Origin of the sequence: Daejeonella sp. (assembly GCF_037719425.1) — a bacterium.
Taxonomy (GTDB): Bacteria; Bacteroidota; Bacteroidia; order Sphingobacteriales; family Sphingobacteriaceae; genus Daejeonella.
In genome coordinates, this window is sequence record NZ_JBBJNI010000085.1 from 1 (window position 1) to 17,904 (window position 17,904).

Below are 17,904 nucleotides of genomic sequence, written 5' to 3' on the forward strand. Positions count from 1 at the left end.
CCGATACCAAAACCTGCAAAAACATTTTCATTTTTTCCTTCCACACGATAAAACCGGTCAAATATTTTTTGTTGATCTTCGATGCTAATACCAATTCCAAAATCTTTTACGCTTACAGCAACTTCATTTTTTTCAAGCTTATGTATCCGTACTTCTATGTTATTATTGTTTGGTGAATATTTGATAGCATTCGTTATAAAATTAATGATAACCTGCCCAATTCTATCTTTATCAGCGTAAATTTCACAATCAAAATCGTTAACTATTTGAATGGTATGGTTTGAATTGGAGTGTAGAATGTCCTGCACCGTTTCTTGGACTACATCTATAATCCGAAATTTTTGTATATGCAATTCAAGCTTACTTTCTTCTAGACGTGAAAGATCCAGGATGTCAGAAACCAGCCTGGTTAATCGCAATACCTGCGCATCGATGCGGAGTAAAGGAGGCTTTAGAAGTAAAGAAGAAGATTGCTTTTCTTCCTCTTTTTGGAGCATTCGTAGCAACATCTGTACATATCCCTTTATAGATGTAATAGGTGTTTTAAGCTCGTGGCTCACCATTTTCAAAAATTCGCTTTTACGGTGTTCTTCTTCTTTTGCCTTTTGTATTTCGGTTGTAACTCCAATCCACATTTGAATATTTCCTGTTTCATCTATCACCGGTGCTGCACGGTTTAAATGCCATTTATATTCACCAGCTTGATTTTTAAAGCGCATTTCCATTTCTAATTCGGTACCCGTTTCAGCAGCTTTTAGAAAGCGTTCTTGAAATTCGCTTATTTCATCGGGATGCATGATGTTGTGATATCCAAAATCTCTAAATTCTTCAAAAGTACCCCCCGAAAAATTCAGCCAATTGTTATTACAGTAAGTTACACCTCCGGCTGGGTCTGCGTTAGTTATTTTGGCAGGCATTAAATTAGCCATCTGCCTAAACCGCTCTTCACTTTCTTTTATCTTCTGGTTTAATTATGCCTCTGGGGTTACTTCTCTGCCGATAACCGCCACGCCATTTATATTTCCCTCGGTATCTCTTTGCGCCTGATAGGTAAAGGTATAATAGGATAATTCCTTTTGGCCATTCCGCAAAAAATAAACTGGCATTTCGTAAGCAAAATGGGGTTTCCCGCTTGAATAAACATTGTGAAATAAATCATCAAATCCATGTCCAACCAGTTCTGGCAAAGCGGTTAACAATGGCTTGCCGACCACGTTTTTTCCTTTTCCCCAAGTTTCTAAAATAGCATCGTTGGCTATGTCGATAATCATTTCTTCCCCTTTTAAAATAGCTATCAATGATGGGGAGGAAAATATCATCTCCTGATAACGATGTTCGCTTTCTTCTATTTTTTTGCGGGATGTTACCTGCTCGGTTACATCTGTAGCTAAAACCATCACCCCAGAAATGGTTCCGTCATCTTCATGATAGGGCTGGTAAACAAAGTTGAAATAAATGGTTTCTTTTGTTCCATCTTTCCGGGTAAAATAGGCAGGCTCCTCGTTGCCGTGAAGCGTAACACCGTTATGATAAACATCCAATAAATAGACCATAAAAGGCTGGCCTTTCATTTCTGGAATAATATCCAGAAATGGTTTACCCAGCGCTTCTTTGCCTACATTCCAAACTTTAAAGACCGGTTCATTAGCCACTTCCAGTACCATATCTTCTCCCTTTAAAATACAAATTGGAGAAGGGGCCTTATCTACCAGGTTGCGAAAACGTTTTTCGCTTTCTTCCACTTTCTTGCGGGTAAGAACCATTTCCGTTACATCGTAGGCTATGCAAATAACTCCAGACACGGTTTCATCTGCTTCGTAATGAGGTTGGTAAGTAATATTATAATAGTAATCTCCCGTTATCCCATTATGGGTTAACCGAGCCAACGTTTCGTTTAAATAAAGCGGAATGCTGGTGGTAAGCACATTACGAATCATGCCGGGGAATGCTTGATTCCGAATTTCAGGTAAAATCTCCAACAGTGATTTTCCTTCTACGTCTGCCCCTTTGCCCCAAAATGATTTCATCAAATCATTTGCAAGGGTGATGATCATATCATGTCCCTTCATCACCGTAAAAGCAAAGGGTGATTCCATCAACATCCGATAGTAGCGTTTATTGGTATCTTCTGCTTTCTGTCTGCTATGTACCTGCTCTGTAATTTCATCGGCCACGGCCATCACACCTGATATGATTCCATCTTCATCACGCACGGCCTCGTACGTTAACTTGATAAAAACGTCTTCAGATTTACCGTTGCGTAATAAAGTAAGGGGAACTTCTGATGTTACAAAGCGTATGCCCGTTTTATAAACGTTATCTAAAAGTTCTTCAAAACCCTGCCCGCCTAAATCGGGCATGCATTCAAACACAGGTTTATTAATTACCTGATCCAATGTTCTGTCCCACAACCGCAACATGTTTTCGTTTGCCAATTCCACAATATATTGAGGCCCCCTAAAAATGCAAATAGCTACAGGAGCCTGAATCAATAAATTATTTACCTGTTTTGTAAGATTCCTTTCGGTAAGTACTCTTTTAGTAGTTTCCTGTACTGCGCAAAACACACCGCCTATGTTATCCGTTTCATCGCGAATAGTGCTATAAGAAAAAGTGAAAAAACTCTCTTCCGGGTAGCCGTTTCTTTCAGTAGTTAGTGGCTGATCTTCAGACCATGTTGCTTCCCCGGTTTGTAGAACCCCCTCTAACATAGGCCCGACGATATGCCATATTTCCGGCCAAATATCTGCTCCTTTTGCTCCCATAGCTTTCGGGTGCTTTGCTGCTATGAGTTCACGATAGGAATCATTATATATCATTATAAGATCACTGCTCCACCAAATGATTAACGGGAAACGGAAGTTAAGACAGATACTAACCGCAATGCGCAAACTTTGCGGCCAATTAATGGGATCTCCCAGAGTGCTTTTTGACCAATCCATGGTACGCATTAGCTCGCCCATTGCACCGCCACCAGATAAAAATTGGGGAGTTTGTTGCGTCTGAAAATGTGTCATGATTAATTTAAGACTGAAATGGTTAGTAGTGGAGGCAAGCTGTAATCGGCAATATATCCTAATGGTTAATTAACAAGATAGGTATAGATATTGGGGATGCAATATTTCGACGAAAAGAATCGGTAAGACTTTTGTTTAAACTTTAAACGGAGCTGATCTTAGAGCTGAAAATTGAATACACGTGTCAAAGTTAAGCTAATTTATTACAGCGAAGTCGTGACGGATTTTGTACTTTTCTTTAATTCACCCCAAGATGATTTATCTTCATCACATTTATGCTTAAAAAAGTAGTTGTTTTAACGGGAGCAGGCATATCTGCAGAAAGTGGCATAAAAACCTTTCGCGACGCTGGAGGCCTATGGGAAGGATACAACGTTTATGATGTTGCAACGCCGGAGGCCTGGCAGCGTGACCCTATCCTGGTTCAGCAATTTTATAATGAGCGCCGCAAGTCTGTGATCGCAGCCGCACCAAATGAGGCCCATGTCGCTTTAGTAAAGCTTGAGAAGGACTATGATGTGACTATCATCACGCAAAATATAGATGATCTGCACGAAAGGGCTGGATCGTCCGATATTCTGCATCTCCATGGCATCATTACGAAATCTCAATCAGATAAAAGACCAGATCTTACCTATGAAATACAAGGCTGGGAACTCAAAATGGGTGAAGTTTGCGAACTAGGTTCTCAGTTAAGACCGCACGTAGTATGGTTTGGAGAAGCTGTTCCGATGATAGAGAAAGCAGCTCAGATCTGTTACACAGCCGATATATTTATTGTTATAGGCACTTCATTACAGGTTTACCCTGCTGCAGGTTTGATTGATCTTGTACCAGAAAACGCCCTGAAGTTCATAGTAGATCTGAGCGAGACATCAGTATCAAAAGATGTAGAAAGAATAACTGAAGCAGCATCGGTGGGAGTGCCAAAATTGGTTCGACGCCTGCTAAAATCTGAGGCATAAAAAAGCCCGTCTCCAAATCCTGAAGACGGGCTTTTTATAATTTATAATTACGCTTTCGCGAGTGTTGGATAACGTTTCGATAAAAGATAAAAAGCTCCGAATAAAACCGCTGAATACACCAGGTTCCCTAAAAGCATATTTCTAAAAAACGGGAGGGCGGCTGTGTACGAAGCTATAATTCCTGAAAAATTACGCGGGTATAAAGTAACAGGATAAAAGAATGAGAAGTTAGTGATCAGATAGAATACTGAAGCACTGATAAACGAAGCGAGTATTACATTTGTAGTATTCACCTTGTTTCTTATCAAAAATCCGCAGGCTACCATTGCAATAAAACCGGTATAAACGAGCAGGCTAAATCCATTTCTAAGGAAAAGGATATCTGCAAGAGCCATAGCTGCTAAGGGCATAATAAAAGCCAAACGTTTGTCATTAAATTGAGCACCTGCAAAAATTGCCAGGGCACCTACTGCAGTAAAATTCCAGGTATTATCTATAACCAGTGGGAGGGCACGGCTGAAGGCCGCAAGAATAACTATTAAAGTTAAAACGATAAAACGCGATGAGTTGATTTTCATAGTCCAAAAATAATAAAAATATCAATTGTTTAGAAGGCTATGCTAATATAAATTTTCCGGCATTTTTGCAATTATTTGGTTAGATATGAATACCGAATATTATTTTGTTAGTAAACATAAAATATTATATATCAATATTTTATGTGTTATCAACAAAAGTATGTATTTACCAATCCTTAAAATTTGAGCTCGTTTGTAGTGTTAATACCAGAATTAAATTTTGTGCTTAAGCTAAGATACCTGATAATGAGACTATTATACTTCGTTAAGTCGCATTAGAATGGTCCTGTCGCGCTTTTACTAACCGTCGTATCTTTTGTAAGCTGCATTAAAGTCTGCTCTCATTTGGTCGAACCTTTCTGTTGCGGTTTTCATAAACTCAGCATCTAAAATTTGAAATACCCCGTTAACGCCTTCGGGAATATCCAGTTCGGCCAGTTTATAGCTCTGTTCAAAAATGCCTTTCTCTAGTTTGATGATGAACTTCTGATTCATAGAGAAGATGGTGATCTTGCAGTCTGGGTGTGGTAATTCGGCTACTACTCTCATGTCTGTTGTTGGTTTTTAGTTGTTGGTTGCTGGTTGCTGGATCTGATATTTTGAAGAGGGTTTGATCCGTTTAGGGAACCCGTGGAGGAAACGATTTTAAACCTCGCAAACAGTTCTTCAGTGTACCAATTTTGCTGACGCGTTTTTCTTATCACTTCACTGTGTTCTTTGGATCCATAGGCAAATGCCTTCATGCTCTCCATATTTTCCCATATGGAAAAGGTTGCCTGGCGATATACCGGAGCTTCACCTATCCCGACAGAGGTGATGTATCCGGGAGACTTTTCCATAAGCTTAGCTACTGGCTCAACGTTGTTCCAGAACGATTTCAGTTTGCTGAAACGGATGGTTGCCCGGGTAAGCACACCAATGGGCCCGTTAAAACCATTGTTGTCTATTGCGGTGGTAAAGGGCTCTTCACTATCCCATTTACCATGACTGCTTAAAGGTTCCATAAATATGGTCCATTTTTCATAAGTGAATCTTTTCCACCATGATTGGATAAAAGAGCTTTTATTATAATCCTCCATACCATCCCATACGGCCAATAAGGCCCACTGCTGCCAGTCAGGATTAAGGTCAAATGTTCCATTTCTTCCGCATCCCATTAATTTCCAGAAAGAACATTTTTTATTGAAAGCCAGCGGGATACGATGAACCGCCATCGCAAGCAAGGCCAGAGGAATGAGAAAGGATTTATATCTTACAATGGTAAGGGAAACGATCATAACTTGATCTATTGCTTTGCGGTACAGCGCCAAAGTTAAATTATCCGAATTCATTCTTGAGGTGTTTATTTAAAAAGAGATGAATTTGACTTAAAAATATTGCTTCCGATTGGCTGGTCAATGCTAATTTTACAGCATGGCTGAAGATTTAAATATCGTTAAGGGTACAAAAGAAGATCAGTACCAGTCGCTTATACCGCAAATAAGGGCACTACTTGAAGGAGAGAATGACCTGATCGCAAACCTGGCAAACGTCAGCGCGGCTTTAAAAGAACAATTTGGCTTTCTTTGGGTCGGGTTTTACATGGTGAAAGGAAGTGAATTAGTACTCGGCCCCTTCCAGGGTCCTGTCGCTTGTACACGCATCAAAATGGGAAAAGGAGTCTGCGGAAGCTCATGGGAGCAAGCTAAAACAATAATTGTCCCTGACGTTGAAGAGTTTCCAGGCCATATTGCCTGCAGCTCTTCCTCCAGATCAGAAATAGTAATTCCTTTGATCAAATCGGGCAAAATTGTGGGAGTGCTCGATGTGGATAGCGCCGATTTAAACACATTTGATGAAACGGACAACAAATATTTGACTGAGATCATTAACCTCATAGATCTTAATGAAAAGTAAGCTGCCGTTAGAGTTTTATCAGCAGACAGATGTTGTGTCGGTTGCGCGGCAGTTGCTTGGCAAACATGTGTATTCACTGATCGATGGAAAATTGACCGGCGGAATTATCGTGGAAACCGAAGCTTATCGTGGCCCGGATGATCGGGGTTCCCACGCCTACAATGACAAACGGACCACGCGGAATGAGATGATGTATAGCGCAGGCGGCGTAGCTTATATGTATATCTGTTATGGCATCCACGATATGCTGAACATTGTTACGGGTACAGATGGAATGTCTCACGCAGCTTTAATACGAGCAATTGAACCAACTGAAGGACTTGATATTATACGAATCAGAAGAGGTATATTTGATCAGAATCGTAGGTTATGTAAGGGGCCGGGGGCTTTAGCTAATGCCCTGGGACTTACAAAGGTCCATAATGGCGCAGATCTTCAAGGAGATGCTGTCTGGCTTACTGATGAAAGCACTCACTACGATGATGATCAAATTATAGCTTCAGCCAGAGTTGGAATGAATTTCGATGGACCGTATAAAACCATCCCATGGCGTTTTTATGTAAAGGGAAACCAATTCGTTAGCCGGCCGCACATCTGATTTTTTAACCTTCGGTTTAATTATTTAAACATTTCGATAAAGTTTATGTTATGATTTTTAAATTTTCAGATACGACATGAAAACAAGATCATTCAATCCTGAATTCCGATAGTTTGGTGGTGATGATAACGTTATCCTATCTTACCCAAAGAAACTTTCGCCTTTAGATGTTATGGTAAGAGACCAGACCGTTTTAGGGTTGTGTCATGAAAATGGTCTTCCGGTGCAGGTCAGCATGGGCGGGGGATACTCCCCTAAGATCGGGCATATCGTTGATGCTCACTGTAATACCTTTCGGGTTTCACGCGACCTCTATTTTTAATACTTAAAAAATACACTTTTATTTGTTAAAATGCTGATTTTCAATTATTTTATTGTAAATTTGCATTATGGAAAAGCAATTCTTTACACGTTACCGGTTTATTGATACCCGCACAGGCGATCTTATCAGATATATGAATATCAATGATCGTTTAGAAGATCATGGTGAAAGGTTAAAGAAGATGCAGTCTGAGATCTACAATGAAATCAAGATCCCTGTGGCATCTATCCTTTATGAATTAGTTGAACCAGCTTCTTAGAAAAGAATTGGAATCTCAAAAAGAGTAATCCTGAAGACACCAGAAGTCCAGCAGTAAGTCCGTACCATACCCCGTTAGCACCCATGCCTAGGGTTATACCCAAATAATATCCAATAGGCAAACCAATTATCCAGTAAGCAACGAATGTGATAAGTGTAGGGATATTTACGTCTCCGATACCCCTTAGCACGCCTAGTCCCACGACCTGTGTTCCATCGAACAGTTGGAAGAATCCTGCAATGATAAGAAGCTGTGCTGCAACTATTATAACAGATCTATCTGAAGTGTATATCCAGGGTAAATATTGATTTAAGCCAATAAATAAAATTGCCGTTACTGCCATAAAAGCAAGCACTATATGGTAGCTTGATATGGCAGATAAGCGAAGGGTCATATAATCTTCCTTACCAAAATTATTGCCTGTTTTAATGGTTGCAGCTGATGAAATACCACTGGCCATCATATAAGTCATTGAAGCGAGATTAATCGCCACCTGATGAGCAGCCTGCTCAACAGCGCCTATAGTCCCGATGAATATTGCTGCAGCACTAAAAGCGCTGACTTCAAAAGTATACTGCATTGCTACCGGGGCGCCAATCTTTAAAATACTTAAAGAACGTATCTTGTCGATCGCCTTTATCGTGAACGAAACGAGATAAACTCGGAAATGCTTGGATCGTATTACGTAGATGGCCATCACCATTGCCATGATAGACCTGTCAGCCAGAGTACTCCAACCTACGCCGCTCACACCCATGGGACTTATTCCAAAAAGGCCTTTTACGAATATTATTCCAAGGCAGATATTGAACAGATTTCCCCATAAAGAAATCATCATCGCCTGTTTTGTGAAGCCAAGGCCTTCTGCAAACTGCTTGAACGTCATAAATATCATTAGCGGGATTATAGACAGGCCCAGCAGAGCCAAATATGGCTTAGCTTCTCTAACGACTTCAGGGGACTGGTCCATCTGGTCAATAATCGCAAGAGACCCGTAATAAACGAGAATGTAAAGAATGATCCCCACGATCGCATTGATCATCAAGCTGTTCGCCAATAGTTTACCACATTCCTTGAAATTTTTCCTTCCGCTCTCCTGAGCTATCAGGGGTGTAAGCCCGTATGAAATGCCCATCCCTATAACTACAACAACCATAAAGATGCTGTTAACCAATGCTACAGCCGCGAGGGGAATGGTTCCAGCGAAGTGGCCGACAATTATACTGTCTGCTGTATGAACAAGGGTGTGGCCTAACTGTGATATTACTACGGGGATGGCCAGCTTCAGATTTGTCTGGTAGTGAGGTTTGTACTTATAGAATATGCGCTTTACCATTATAAGGGAAACAGCAACGGGAAGTGATTGTTAATTTAAGAAGCAGTATAGTACTCTTCTTTTTCAGTGGTATGCATTCTTATCACGCCGGAGAGAACAAGGTTCACCAGTATCCGGTGGGTCCGCCTTCGGGAAAGATTAAGCATATGGCTGTATTCTCTTGATGTGATGCGTTCGTGTTCATCTAGATATTCAAGAAGAGCTTTTTCCTTTGACGAATATTCCAGAAATACTCCCTGTTCGCTATTCTCACGCTTCAGCACGTCGACTACGATCTTGCTGGCGAGAACACTTTTATCGTTGACCCTGATGTATACCCACCATTTCTTATCCTCACCAAGGGCATAATGAGGTTTCATTTCACTCTTTTTAATCTCTACTATAAGCACTACCTTATCATCAATATAAACTTCTTCAAAAATAGGGTCCAGAGCAGGCTTGCAAAAGAAATGTGCTGCTTTGGTGAGCATATATTTTTCCTCTTCTTCAGATTTCACTCCGCTGATAGTGCCATCATCGGATATTCCCACAAGTAACCGTCCGCCTTTATTATTTGCAAAGGAAACCATAGTTTTAGCTATTTTTTCACAGCTTGTTATTTTCTTTTTAAAATCCTGGCTAACACCTTCACCCTCTAAAATGAGTTTCCTGATCTTCATAGCAATAATTTTTAATAGGCAACGGTCTGCTCTTCACCTGAAAACAAATTCCGCAGGTACACTTCGTTGATCACGGATGCACAAAGTTCTCCTTTCGAATTTAGGATTTCCAAAGGAAATGCCTTTACAAATTTACCAACAGTGTTTAAGGCCTCTTCGGCTTCCTTTATATCGGTCTCACTCAAAGATATTCTGAAGTATAAATTGGTTCTTCCCGGCTTCAGATATTGGATATTCGCACTCTTTAGCCAAACGCGCACTTTAAATCCTTTCCTTTTGAGTATCTGGTCAAAAAGCAGCGCATAAAACGGGTCGGAAGCACTGAAAATTGTCCCTCCAAAGATTGAATTATTGTAATTAGTATTGAGAAAACTCTTTGAGATCTTAACATGCACTCCGGTAAACCCTTTATCGAATTCCTTCACCCATATGCGCTGGAAAAATAATGGGGGATAAAACCTCATTGCCCATTTCAGTAGATTTTCGGAAACAACCATATAGCAATATCATAAAAACGGTCTGATTTCAGAAATATTAGCACTATAATGTTATTTAGTTGACAACGCTTCAACCATTAGTTGATTGAATGTATTCAGGCTGTTTTTGTTTTTCATTTTTGTTTGTAGATTGAACGCTCAAATTATATGTATGGATCAAACTGCTACTAATTCAAAAAACGTCAGGCTTATCATAATCGTTGCCGCACTTGGTTATTTCGTTGACATCTATGATCTCATCCTTTTTTCTGTAATAAGGGTTAAAAGTTTAAAAGGTTTGGGTGTGCCCGATGCCGATCTGCTGGATGTGGGTACCATGCTCATTAATAGTCAAATGTTCGGGATGCTGCTGGGCGGTTTGCTTTGGGGGATCATTGGTGATAAAAGAGGAAGGATTAGTGTGCTTTTCGGATCTATTCTGCTGTATTCTCTTGCCAACATGGCAAACGGATTTGTTACCTCAGTTCCTGCATATGCGGTTGTACGTTTCATTGCGGGGATAGGCCTTGCAGGTGAACTCGGTGCTGGCATTACCCTGGTTACCGAGACAATGAGTAAAGAGAATAGAGGATATGGCACTATGATTGTCGCCGGCGTCGGATTATTGGGTGCTGTTGCAGCTGCTTTAGTAGGAGACCATTATACCTGGGAAACTTCTTACATAATCGGTGGGGTCATGGGATTACTTCTGCTGGGCTTAAGAGTTGGTCTTGCTGAGTCCGGAATGTTTAAGAATGTTAAAAATGACGGAGTGAGCAGGGGAAATATATTTATGTTATTCAACGATGGCCCACGCTTCCGAAAATATCTTAGCTGCATACTGATCGGTATCCCACTGTGGTTTGTTGTGGGCGTTTTGGTTACATTTTCTCCGGAATTCGGCAAAGAACTTAATGCGACTGAACCGATTTCAGCCGGAACTGGGATTATGTGGTGCTATATCGGTATTGCAATTGGTGATATAGTTGCCGGTTTTATGGCTCAAATGCTTCGTTCAAGGAAAAAAGTTATGTTAACATTTTTAATACTTACTGCGATAAGCATTGTAGTTTATCTGAATGCTGAAGGGATGACCGCTCAGCAATTTATCTGGCTTGCTTTGTTCCTGGGATTCGCATCCGGGTATTGGGCAACCTTCGTAACGATTGCTTCCGAGCAATTCGGGACGAATTTAAGAGCCACAGTTACCACTACTGTTCCCAACTTTGTACGAGGCTCATTGGTTCTGGCCACGCTTTCCTTTGCAACTCTTAAAGGCAGTATGGGTATTATTAATAGCGCACTAACTGTTGGATTTGTTTCTATTGCTATTGCGCTCATTGCTTTGTACCAATTGAAGGAAACTTTTGGGAAGGATCTGGACTATGTGGAAATAAGTTAACACTTTTGTTCCATGATCACCAAGGAAGAGATTGCCCATGCATACCGAGAGATTCAGGATGAGATATGTGCCGGCCTGGAGTTGGCCGATGGTAAAGGAAAATTTGAAGAAGAGCTCTGGTCACGTGAAGGTGGTGGTGGTGGCCGTACCCGGATAATTCAGAATGGCAATATCCTTGAAAAGGGAGGTGTAAATTTTTCTGCCGTCGAAGGCAAGCTTCCCGAGAGCATAAAAAAGTCTTTTGGTGTAAGTGAAGATGACTTTTTTGCAACCGGTGTTTCTATTGTCATCCACCCTAACCATCCATGGATCCCTATTATTCACATGAATATCCGTTATTTTGAAATGGTCTCGGAGAATGCAAAAGAATTAAGTTGGTTTGGCGGCGGGATAGATCTTACACCGCATTACGTGATTAATGAGGATGCTCGTTTTTTCCATCAAAGCCTCAAAGCAACCTGCGATGAATTCAAAGACGATTTCTACAGCAAGTTTAAGAAATGGGCGGACGATTATTTTTTTATTAAACACAGGGCAGAAACCCGCGGCGTAGGCGGCATATTCTATGACCGTCTTAATCCAGAGTCAACTGGTCTTGGCTGGGAGGAGATCTTTGAATTTTCAAAGGCCGTGGGAAGAACCTTCTTGCCAATATACACTGAGATCATAGAAAGAAATAAGAATAAGCCATATACTAAAGCTCATAAACAATGGCAATATCAGCGCCGCAGCAGATATGTTGAATTTAACCTGGTTTATGACGCGGGAACAAAATTTGGGCTTGAAACGAACGGTAGAGTTGAATCAATTCTGATGAGCTTGCCCCCGCAGGCAAATTGGGTGTATGATTTTACCCCTCAACAAGGCACAGAAGAAGAAAAAACGCTAGATTTATTAAAAAAGGGAATTAACTGGATTTAAACACCTATGAAAACATTGATAGCAAGATCATTAGCGGGCATCTGCTTAGTTTTAATCGCCGGATGCTCGTCTAATGGAGTAGAAGGCAAGTGGCAATATGATGGGGGAGTATACAACGGTAAAGCGCGAAACGCCGCCACGGAGTTTTTAATGCAAAGAACATATACTTCTGATACCTATGAAGCTTATCTCCTCGAGGGAGAAGCAAAGCCTGAACTTTATAATTCAGGAAGCTACGAAATCAAAGGGGATAGCATCCTGATAACTAGTAAATTCAGTAGTCAGCCTTCGCAAAATGACAATGTAACTATTGCATACAAATTCAAAACGGAAGGAGCTAAGATGACAACCAGCGGTGTTCTGCCAAACGGAATGATTGTAGAAGAGTACTGGAAGAAGGTGGAATAGGTATAAGGTATGAGGTATTGAAAGAAGACATTCAAGTTCGAAATATTGAAAAAGCTGCGAAAATTCGTGGCTTTTTTGTTTGAAGAACTTTCAGACCTTGTTACTCAGGTGTTCAACACACCTTTCAGACGAATGTAAAATTTTTGAAACACGAAATTTGTTTAAATATATTTTAATAAATTTAAACAATGAATTTATTCTCTATCTCACAACTCGCTCAATATTCCGGTATTAAGCCCCATACAATTAGGATATGGGAGCAGAGGTACAATGCATTGCAGCCGGACAGGTCGGAAAAGAACACGCGCTACTATAACGGTGATCAATTACGACGTCTGCTAAACATTGTGAGCCTTATGGACACCGATTATAAGGTCTCGGAATTATGCACAATGCCGGATGAGAAACTTTCGAGTTTGCTATTAGAGAGAAGTGAAGCTGCGGAAAATGAAAAACAGGAATATTTTGTTTCTCAGCTGATTTCCGCCGGCATGAGCTATAATGAAGATCGATTCGAAGAGGTATTTGAACAAGCCCTGTCTAAGTATGGGATGGGGGAGGCATACCAGATAATTATACATCCTATGCTCGTTCGTGTAGGTTTGATGTGGTCCGCAAATGCTATCCCAAGTGGTCAGGAGCATTTTATCAGTAATCTGGTTCGACAAAAAATCCTAAGGTCCATCGATTCTCTGCCAGCCGTGCGGTCTAACTCCGGGAAGTGGCTTCTGTTTCTTCCGGAAGACGAATTTCATGAAATAGGGCTGCTTTTTGCTTCATTTTTAATACGGAAAGCCGGTCATAAAGTTATGTATCTTGGAAGTAGTGTTTCCGCAGACGCGATATCCGAAGCGATTCGCGATACTGACCCAAAGTACTTACTGTTGTTTTTGGTGCGTTATAATCTTCATGAAAACATTAACAAATATCTTAGTAAACTAAGTGATCTGTTCCAGGGAAACAAAATATATGTAGCTGGCAATCACAAATTGCTTAGTCAGGTTGACTATACGACGAAAACTTATTGGCTTCGGGACATCGATTCGTTGGAAAAGGAAATTAAAATAGCAACTAGCAATTAAATATGTCGAAAATAGCCATCATCGGATCAGGTTTCTCAGGCTTAAGCGCTGCTTGTTATTTAGCATCGGTAGGCCATGATGTGCATGTTTTTGAAAAAAACGAAACAGCAGGAGGGAGAGCACGGCAGTTCATTAGCGATAATGGGTATGTATTCGACATGGGGCCAAGCTGGTACTGGATGCCTGACGTATTTGAACGTTTCTTCGGTGATTTCGGACATACGGTTTCCGATTTCTACGATCTGAAATTATTATCTCCCTCTTTCGACGTTGTTTTCCCCGAAAATGAAACTATAAGTGTCCCGGAAAATTATTCGGAGCTTAATTCATTGTTCGAATCCATCGAAGAGGGAAGTTCAGTACAGCTCGAGAGGTTTATGAAAGAAGCCCAATTTAAGTATGATACCGGCATGGGCAAACTTGTTTATAAACCCGGCCTTTCTATTCTGGAGTTTGCTGATCCGGATTTGATAAAGGGCGCACTACGCCTTCAGGTTTTTAGCTCTTTCAGCAGTCACGTGCGGAAATATTTCTCCAACCCTAAATTAATAGCATTAATGGAGTTTCCGGTACTGTTTTTAGGCGCCATGCCTCAGGATACGCCAGCTTTATACAGCTTAATGAATTATGCCGGCTTAAAGTTAGGCACGTGGTATCCAAAGGGTGGCTTTGCAAAAGTCATCGAAGCTATCATCGATTTAGCGAAAAGCCATGGAGCAAAATTTCATTTTAATAGTGCAGTAGAAAGGATCATTGTAGAAAAGGATAAGGTAAGAAGCATTAGTGTAAAAAGCTCTGAGATAGTTGTCGACGCGGTTATAGCTTCCGCTGATTATCACCATGTCGAAGACAAATTGATCCCGGCTTCTCACAGGAATTATTCAGAAAAATATTGGGAAAAGAAGACTTTTGCGCCCTCATGTCTGATATTTTACCTGGGTCTTAACAAAAAAATTGACAAACTGAACCATCATACGCTATTTTTTGAAGAGGATCTGCTCGACCATTCTAAAGAGATTTATAAAAATCCCAAATGGCCGGTCAAACCGCTCTTTTATGTATGTTGCCCTTCTAAATCAGACGATTCGTTGGCCCCTGAAGGCCATGAAAACCTGTTTCTTTTAATGCCAATAGCCCCTGGGCTTGAAGATGGCGAAGAATTAAGGGAAACGTATTTCAGGATAATGATCCAGAGGCTCGAAAAACAAATAGGTGAGGAAATTTATGAATTTATTGATTTCAAGCGCTCATATTGCGTGAGCAATTTTGTTGAGGATTACAATTCTTACAAAGGGAATGCATACGGCCTGGCCAATACGTTAAGGCAGACCGCAGTTCTTAAACCTTGCATACGGAATAAAAAGATCGGTAACCTGTTTTATGCCGGTCAGCTAACGGTTCCCGGGCCGGGAGTTCCGCCAGCTTTAATTTCAGGGAAGATCGTTGCTGAAACTTTACACAGACATCTAAACAAGAAAGTACATGAAGATTCTATTTGATAATCTCTCAGTGGAGGTCAGCAAAATGACAACCCGTACATATAGTACCAGCTTTTCCACGGGAATTTATTTCATAGATTCCAAATTGAGAGACGCAATTTATTCAATCTATGGGTTCGTACGGCTTGCTGATGAAATTGTAGACAGTTTTGATGGATTCGAACAAAGACACCTGCTTTCAAAACTGAAATCAGAAACTTACGAAGCTATTGAGTGTAGAATTTCGATAAATCCTATACTTAATTCATTTCAACATGCTGTTAACAAATATGAGATAGATCTGGAACTTGTCGAGTTATTCCTGCGCAGCATGGAAATGGACCTGGAAAAAGTTTCTTATAACACTGAAAATTACAATCAATATATTCTGGGTTCGGCTGAGGTTGTTGGTTTGATGTGTCTTCACGTTTTTACAGAGCAGGACGAAGAAAAATTCAATGAGCTGAAGCCATATGCGATGAAACTGGGCGCCGCATTCCAAAAAGTTAATTTCTTAAGAGATCTTAAAGACGACTATAAAATATTAGGAAGATCGTATTTCCCGGACTTTAATATCCAGGACTTTAACCGCCTGTCAAAAGAACAAATAGAAACTGAGATTGAGGAAGATTTTGAAATGGCTCTCAAAGGAGTTAGAATGCTGCCTTCGACTTCCAAACGTGGGGTTTATCTTGCATATATCTACTACAGAACCCTGTTTAATAAAATAAAAAGCCTGCCTGCTCACAAAGTACTGACCGAAAGGGTTAGAATAAATAATGGCAGAAAGCTTGGCTTAATGATCAATTGTCTGGTGCAAAATAAAATGAGATGGGTATGAATTTGATTGCATGTTTTCTTATGGTGATTTTGAGTTGGGATTATTCGAAAAATGATCCTACTGCACACTCTGTACGAATCAAATTCCATAAATCCACCTCTTCCGAGAAGACGTGTAAAGATCTTATCAAGCAACTTGAACCGTATAATGAAAAAAACAATCCTTTACTTTTGGGATACAAGGGTGGGGCTACGATGCTGATGGCCAAACATGCTTTCAATCCGTTCAGTAAATTATCGTATTTCAAAAAAGGTAAAGGAATGCTCGAGAAAGCGATCCAGGTAGATAATAACAATGTAGAATTACGTTTTTTAAGATATACGATCCAAACAAACGTGCCATTATTTTTAGGATATAACGGTGATTTGGTAAAAGACAAACAGTTTCTGCATCAATCTGTCGCTCGTGTTAAGGATGCTGAATTGAAAAAGATTATAACTTACTATTTGAAACAAAATAATTAAGCTACTGATGAACGAAAACGATGAGCTTATAATACTTGTTGACGATAATGATATTGAGATCGGTCTTTTAGATAAAACCACCGTTCATAAGACAGGGGTATTACACCGCGCCTTCTCTATTTTCCTTTTTAATTCCATGGGTTCTATGATGTTACAGAGAAGAGCAATGAACAAATATCATTCTCCGGGTCTGTGGAGCAATACCTGCTGCAGCCATCCCCGTAATGGTGAACGGACTAAAGCAGCCTGCTCAAGGAGGTTAATGGAGGAAATGGGTATCAAGAGTAGGTTAAGCTTTGCCTTTAGCTTTATTTATAAAGCACAATTAGAAAATGGATTAATTGAGCACGAGTTTGATCATGTCTATTTCGGTTTTTCTGATAAGATCCCAAAACCAGATCCGCATGAAGTAATGGACTGGAAATATATTTCCGTTAAGGAGTTGGAAAAAGATATTTCTGCTCGTCCGGAAAATTATACGGAATGGCTGAAGATTTGCTTTGAGAAAGTCGTGGAGCATAGAAAAAGATAATGGTGTTCTTATGCAGGATGAAGTAAAGTATCAGTTACCTTTGGGTTTTATCGGCACATTCGTCCATAATTTTATTGTTAGAGAAAAAATCAGAAAGATTTTTAAATTTCGGGAAGAAACCCTGAACAGGTTATCCAAGTAATAATGTCAATGAACCAGCCTAATAAACTTAAAAATATACTCATCACCGGGGCCACAGGGCTTATTGGGAGCAGAATTGTTCGAAATCTTCAACAAAGGGGCCATTTGATCAAAATACTTACCCGTGACCCTTCAAGAGTTAAAAATGCAGAAGCATTTTATTGGGATATAGATACCGGACAAATCGATCCAAAATGCCTTGAGGGGATTGACACCATAATTCATTTGGCCGGTGCTGGAATTGCCGATAAAAGATGGACCAAGAAGCGTAAACAGGAAATTGTAGACAGCCGGGTTAAATCGACCAGGCTTCTATTTGATACCATTGAAAAAACCGGCAAGAGTATAGAAACAATCATCTCCGCTTCCGGTGGGGGCTATTATGGCAATAGGGGCGATGAAGTGCTAACTGAAGAAAGCAGGAACGGTATCGGTTTTTTGGCTGAGTGTTGCAAACAATGGGAGGATGCAATTGATGAAGGACATAAGTTCTGTGACCGGATAATCAAGCTCAGGATTGGGATAGTTT

At 40.4% G+C, this 17,904-nt stretch carries 22 protein-coding genes; 14 read left to right on the forward strand and 8 right to left on the reverse strand.

Annotated features, from left to right (window positions below; all coding sequences use genetic code 11):
* Both WKF69_RS11950 and WKF69_RS11955 read right to left on the reverse strand, forming a co-directional pair.
* A partial coding sequence (locus WKF69_RS11950; protein WP_340382160.1) for a PAS domain-containing sensor histidine kinase occupies positions 1–917 on the reverse strand: 917 nt, incomplete at its 3' end.
* A 54-nt stretch (positions 918–971) separates the two neighbouring features.
* Entirely contained in the window at positions 972–3,017 is a 2,046-nt protein-coding gene (locus WKF69_RS11955; protein WP_340382161.1) for a PAS domain-containing protein, read from the reverse strand.
* Between the two features lie 275 nt (positions 3,018–3,292).
* Between WKF69_RS11955 and WKF69_RS11960 the strand changes: the two genes are divergently transcribed.
* Positions 3,293–3,982 carry an NAD-dependent deacylase gene (locus WKF69_RS11960; RefSeq protein ID WP_340382162.1) on the forward strand — a complete coding sequence of 230 codons (690 nt, stop codon included), beginning with the start codon at positions 3,293–3,295 and terminating at the stop codon, positions 3,980–3,982.
* 47 nt (positions 3,983–4,029) lie between these two features.
* Here the strand turns inward: WKF69_RS11960 and WKF69_RS11965 are convergent, their stop codons facing one another.
* The 3 genes from WKF69_RS11965 to WKF69_RS11975 form a co-directional block, all read right to left on the reverse strand.
* Positions 4,030–4,560 (reverse strand): DUF6580 family putative transport protein, encoded by a 531-nt coding sequence (locus tag WKF69_RS11965; protein ID WP_340382163.1) that lies wholly within the window; start codon positions 4,558–4,560, stop codon positions 4,030–4,032.
* A 300-nt stretch (positions 4,561–4,860) separates the two neighbouring features.
* Entirely contained in the window at positions 4,861–5,109 is a 249-nt protein-coding gene (locus WKF69_RS11970) for a hypothetical protein (protein ID WP_340382164.1), read from the reverse strand.
* The gene (locus WKF69_RS11975; protein ID WP_340382165.1) at positions 5,106–5,891 is read right to left on the reverse strand and encodes a DUF3291 domain-containing protein; all 786 of its coding nucleotides are present in this window, start codon (positions 5,889–5,891) and stop codon (positions 5,106–5,108) included. Before WKF69_RS11975 ends, WKF69_RS11970 begins: the two co-directional genes overlap by 4 nt.
* Before the next feature lie 82 nt (positions 5,892–5,973).
* Here WKF69_RS11975 and WKF69_RS11980 point away from each other — a divergent pair, with 82 nt between their 5' ends.
* The 4 genes from WKF69_RS11980 (at position 5,974) to WKF69_RS11995 (ending at position 7,635) form a co-directional block, all read left to right on the forward strand.
* Entirely contained in the window at positions 5,974–6,456 is a 483-nt protein-coding gene (locus WKF69_RS11980; protein ID WP_340382166.1) for a GAF domain-containing protein, read from the forward strand.
* On the forward strand, positions 6,446–7,054 hold the full coding sequence (locus WKF69_RS11985) for a DNA-3-methyladenine glycosylase (protein ID WP_340382167.1): 609 nt from the start codon (positions 6,446–6,448) through the stop codon (positions 7,052–7,054). Before WKF69_RS11980 ends, WKF69_RS11985 begins: the two co-directional genes overlap by 11 nt.
* A gap of 172 nt (positions 7,055–7,226) precedes the next feature.
* A complete protein-coding gene (locus WKF69_RS11990; protein ID WP_340382168.1) occupies positions 7,227–7,376 on the forward strand; it encodes a hypothetical protein in 150 nt (49 codons plus the stop codon).
* Between the two features lie 67 nt (positions 7,377–7,443).
* The gene (locus WKF69_RS11995) at positions 7,444–7,635 is read left to right on the forward strand and encodes a hypothetical protein (RefSeq protein WP_340382169.1); all 192 of its coding nucleotides are present in this window, start codon (positions 7,444–7,446) and stop codon (positions 7,633–7,635) included.
* Here the strand turns inward: WKF69_RS11995 and WKF69_RS12000 are convergent.
* The 3 genes from WKF69_RS12000 to WKF69_RS12010 are packed head-to-tail and all read right to left on the reverse strand — an operon-like array spanning position 7,601 to position 10,127.
* Positions 7,601–8,971, reverse strand: coding sequence for an MATE family efflux transporter (locus WKF69_RS12000; protein WP_340382170.1), 1,371 nt, complete (start codon positions 8,969–8,971; stop codon positions 7,601–7,603). The two genes, WKF69_RS11995 and WKF69_RS12000, sit on opposite strands and share 35 nt — an antisense overlap.
* Positions 8,972–9,006: 35 nt before the next feature.
* A complete protein-coding gene (locus tag WKF69_RS12005) occupies positions 9,007–9,630 on the reverse strand; it encodes an RNA-binding domain-containing protein (protein WP_340382171.1) in 624 nt (207 codons plus the stop codon).
* 11 nt (positions 9,631–9,641) lie between these two features.
* Positions 9,642–10,127, reverse strand: coding sequence for a DUF4442 domain-containing protein (locus WKF69_RS12010; protein WP_340382172.1), 486 nt, complete (start codon positions 10,125–10,127; stop codon positions 9,642–9,644).
* A 151-nt stretch (positions 10,128–10,278) separates the two neighbouring features.
* Here WKF69_RS12010 and WKF69_RS12015 point away from each other — a divergent pair, with 151 nt between their 5' ends.
* The 9 genes from WKF69_RS12015 to WKF69_RS12055 all read left to right on the forward strand — a co-directional run.
* Positions 10,279–11,508, forward strand: coding sequence for an MFS transporter (locus WKF69_RS12015; RefSeq protein ID WP_340382173.1), 1,230 nt, complete (start codon positions 10,279–10,281; stop codon positions 11,506–11,508).
* A gap of 12 nt (positions 11,509–11,520) precedes the next feature.
* Positions 11,521–12,429, forward strand: coding sequence for an oxygen-dependent coproporphyrinogen oxidase (gene hemF, locus WKF69_RS12020; RefSeq protein ID WP_340382174.1), 909 nt, complete (start codon positions 11,521–11,523; stop codon positions 12,427–12,429).
* A gap of 6 nt (positions 12,430–12,435) precedes the next feature.
* Complete coding sequence (locus tag WKF69_RS12025) at positions 12,436–12,837, forward strand: hypothetical protein (RefSeq protein WP_340382175.1); 402 nt, start codon at positions 12,436–12,438, stop codon at positions 12,835–12,837.
* Positions 12,838–13,025: 188 nt separating this feature from the next.
* Positions 13,026–13,919 carry a MerR family transcriptional regulator gene (locus WKF69_RS12030; RefSeq protein WP_340382176.1) on the forward strand — a complete coding sequence of 298 codons (894 nt, stop codon included), beginning with the start codon at positions 13,026–13,028 and terminating at the stop codon, positions 13,917–13,919.
* 2 nt (positions 13,920–13,921) lie between these two features.
* Positions 13,922–15,418 (forward strand): phytoene desaturase family protein, encoded by a 1,497-nt coding sequence (gene crtI / locus WKF69_RS12035; RefSeq protein WP_340382177.1) that lies wholly within the window; start codon positions 13,922–13,924, stop codon positions 15,416–15,418.
* Positions 15,402–16,238, forward strand: a complete 837-nt coding sequence (locus tag WKF69_RS12040) for a phytoene/squalene synthase family protein (RefSeq protein ID WP_340382178.1) — start codon at positions 15,402–15,404, stop codon at positions 16,236–16,238. The genes crtI and WKF69_RS12040 overlap by 17 nt, the downstream gene beginning before the upstream one ends.
* Positions 16,235–16,702: a hypothetical protein gene (locus tag WKF69_RS12045; RefSeq protein ID WP_340382179.1), complete on the forward strand. Its 468-nt coding sequence runs from the start codon at positions 16,235–16,237 to the stop codon at positions 16,700–16,702. The genes WKF69_RS12040 and WKF69_RS12045 overlap by 4 nt, the downstream gene beginning before the upstream one ends.
* Positions 16,703–16,709: 7 nt before the next feature.
* The gene (gene idi, locus WKF69_RS12050) at positions 16,710–17,234 is read left to right on the forward strand and encodes an isopentenyl-diphosphate Delta-isomerase (RefSeq protein WP_340382180.1); all 525 of its coding nucleotides are present in this window, start codon (positions 16,710–16,712) and stop codon (positions 17,232–17,234) included.
* A gap of 150 nt (positions 17,235–17,384) precedes the next feature.
* On the forward strand, positions 17,385–17,904 hold a 520-nt coding region (locus WKF69_RS12055), incomplete at its 3' end, for an NAD-dependent epimerase/dehydratase family protein (RefSeq protein ID WP_340382181.1).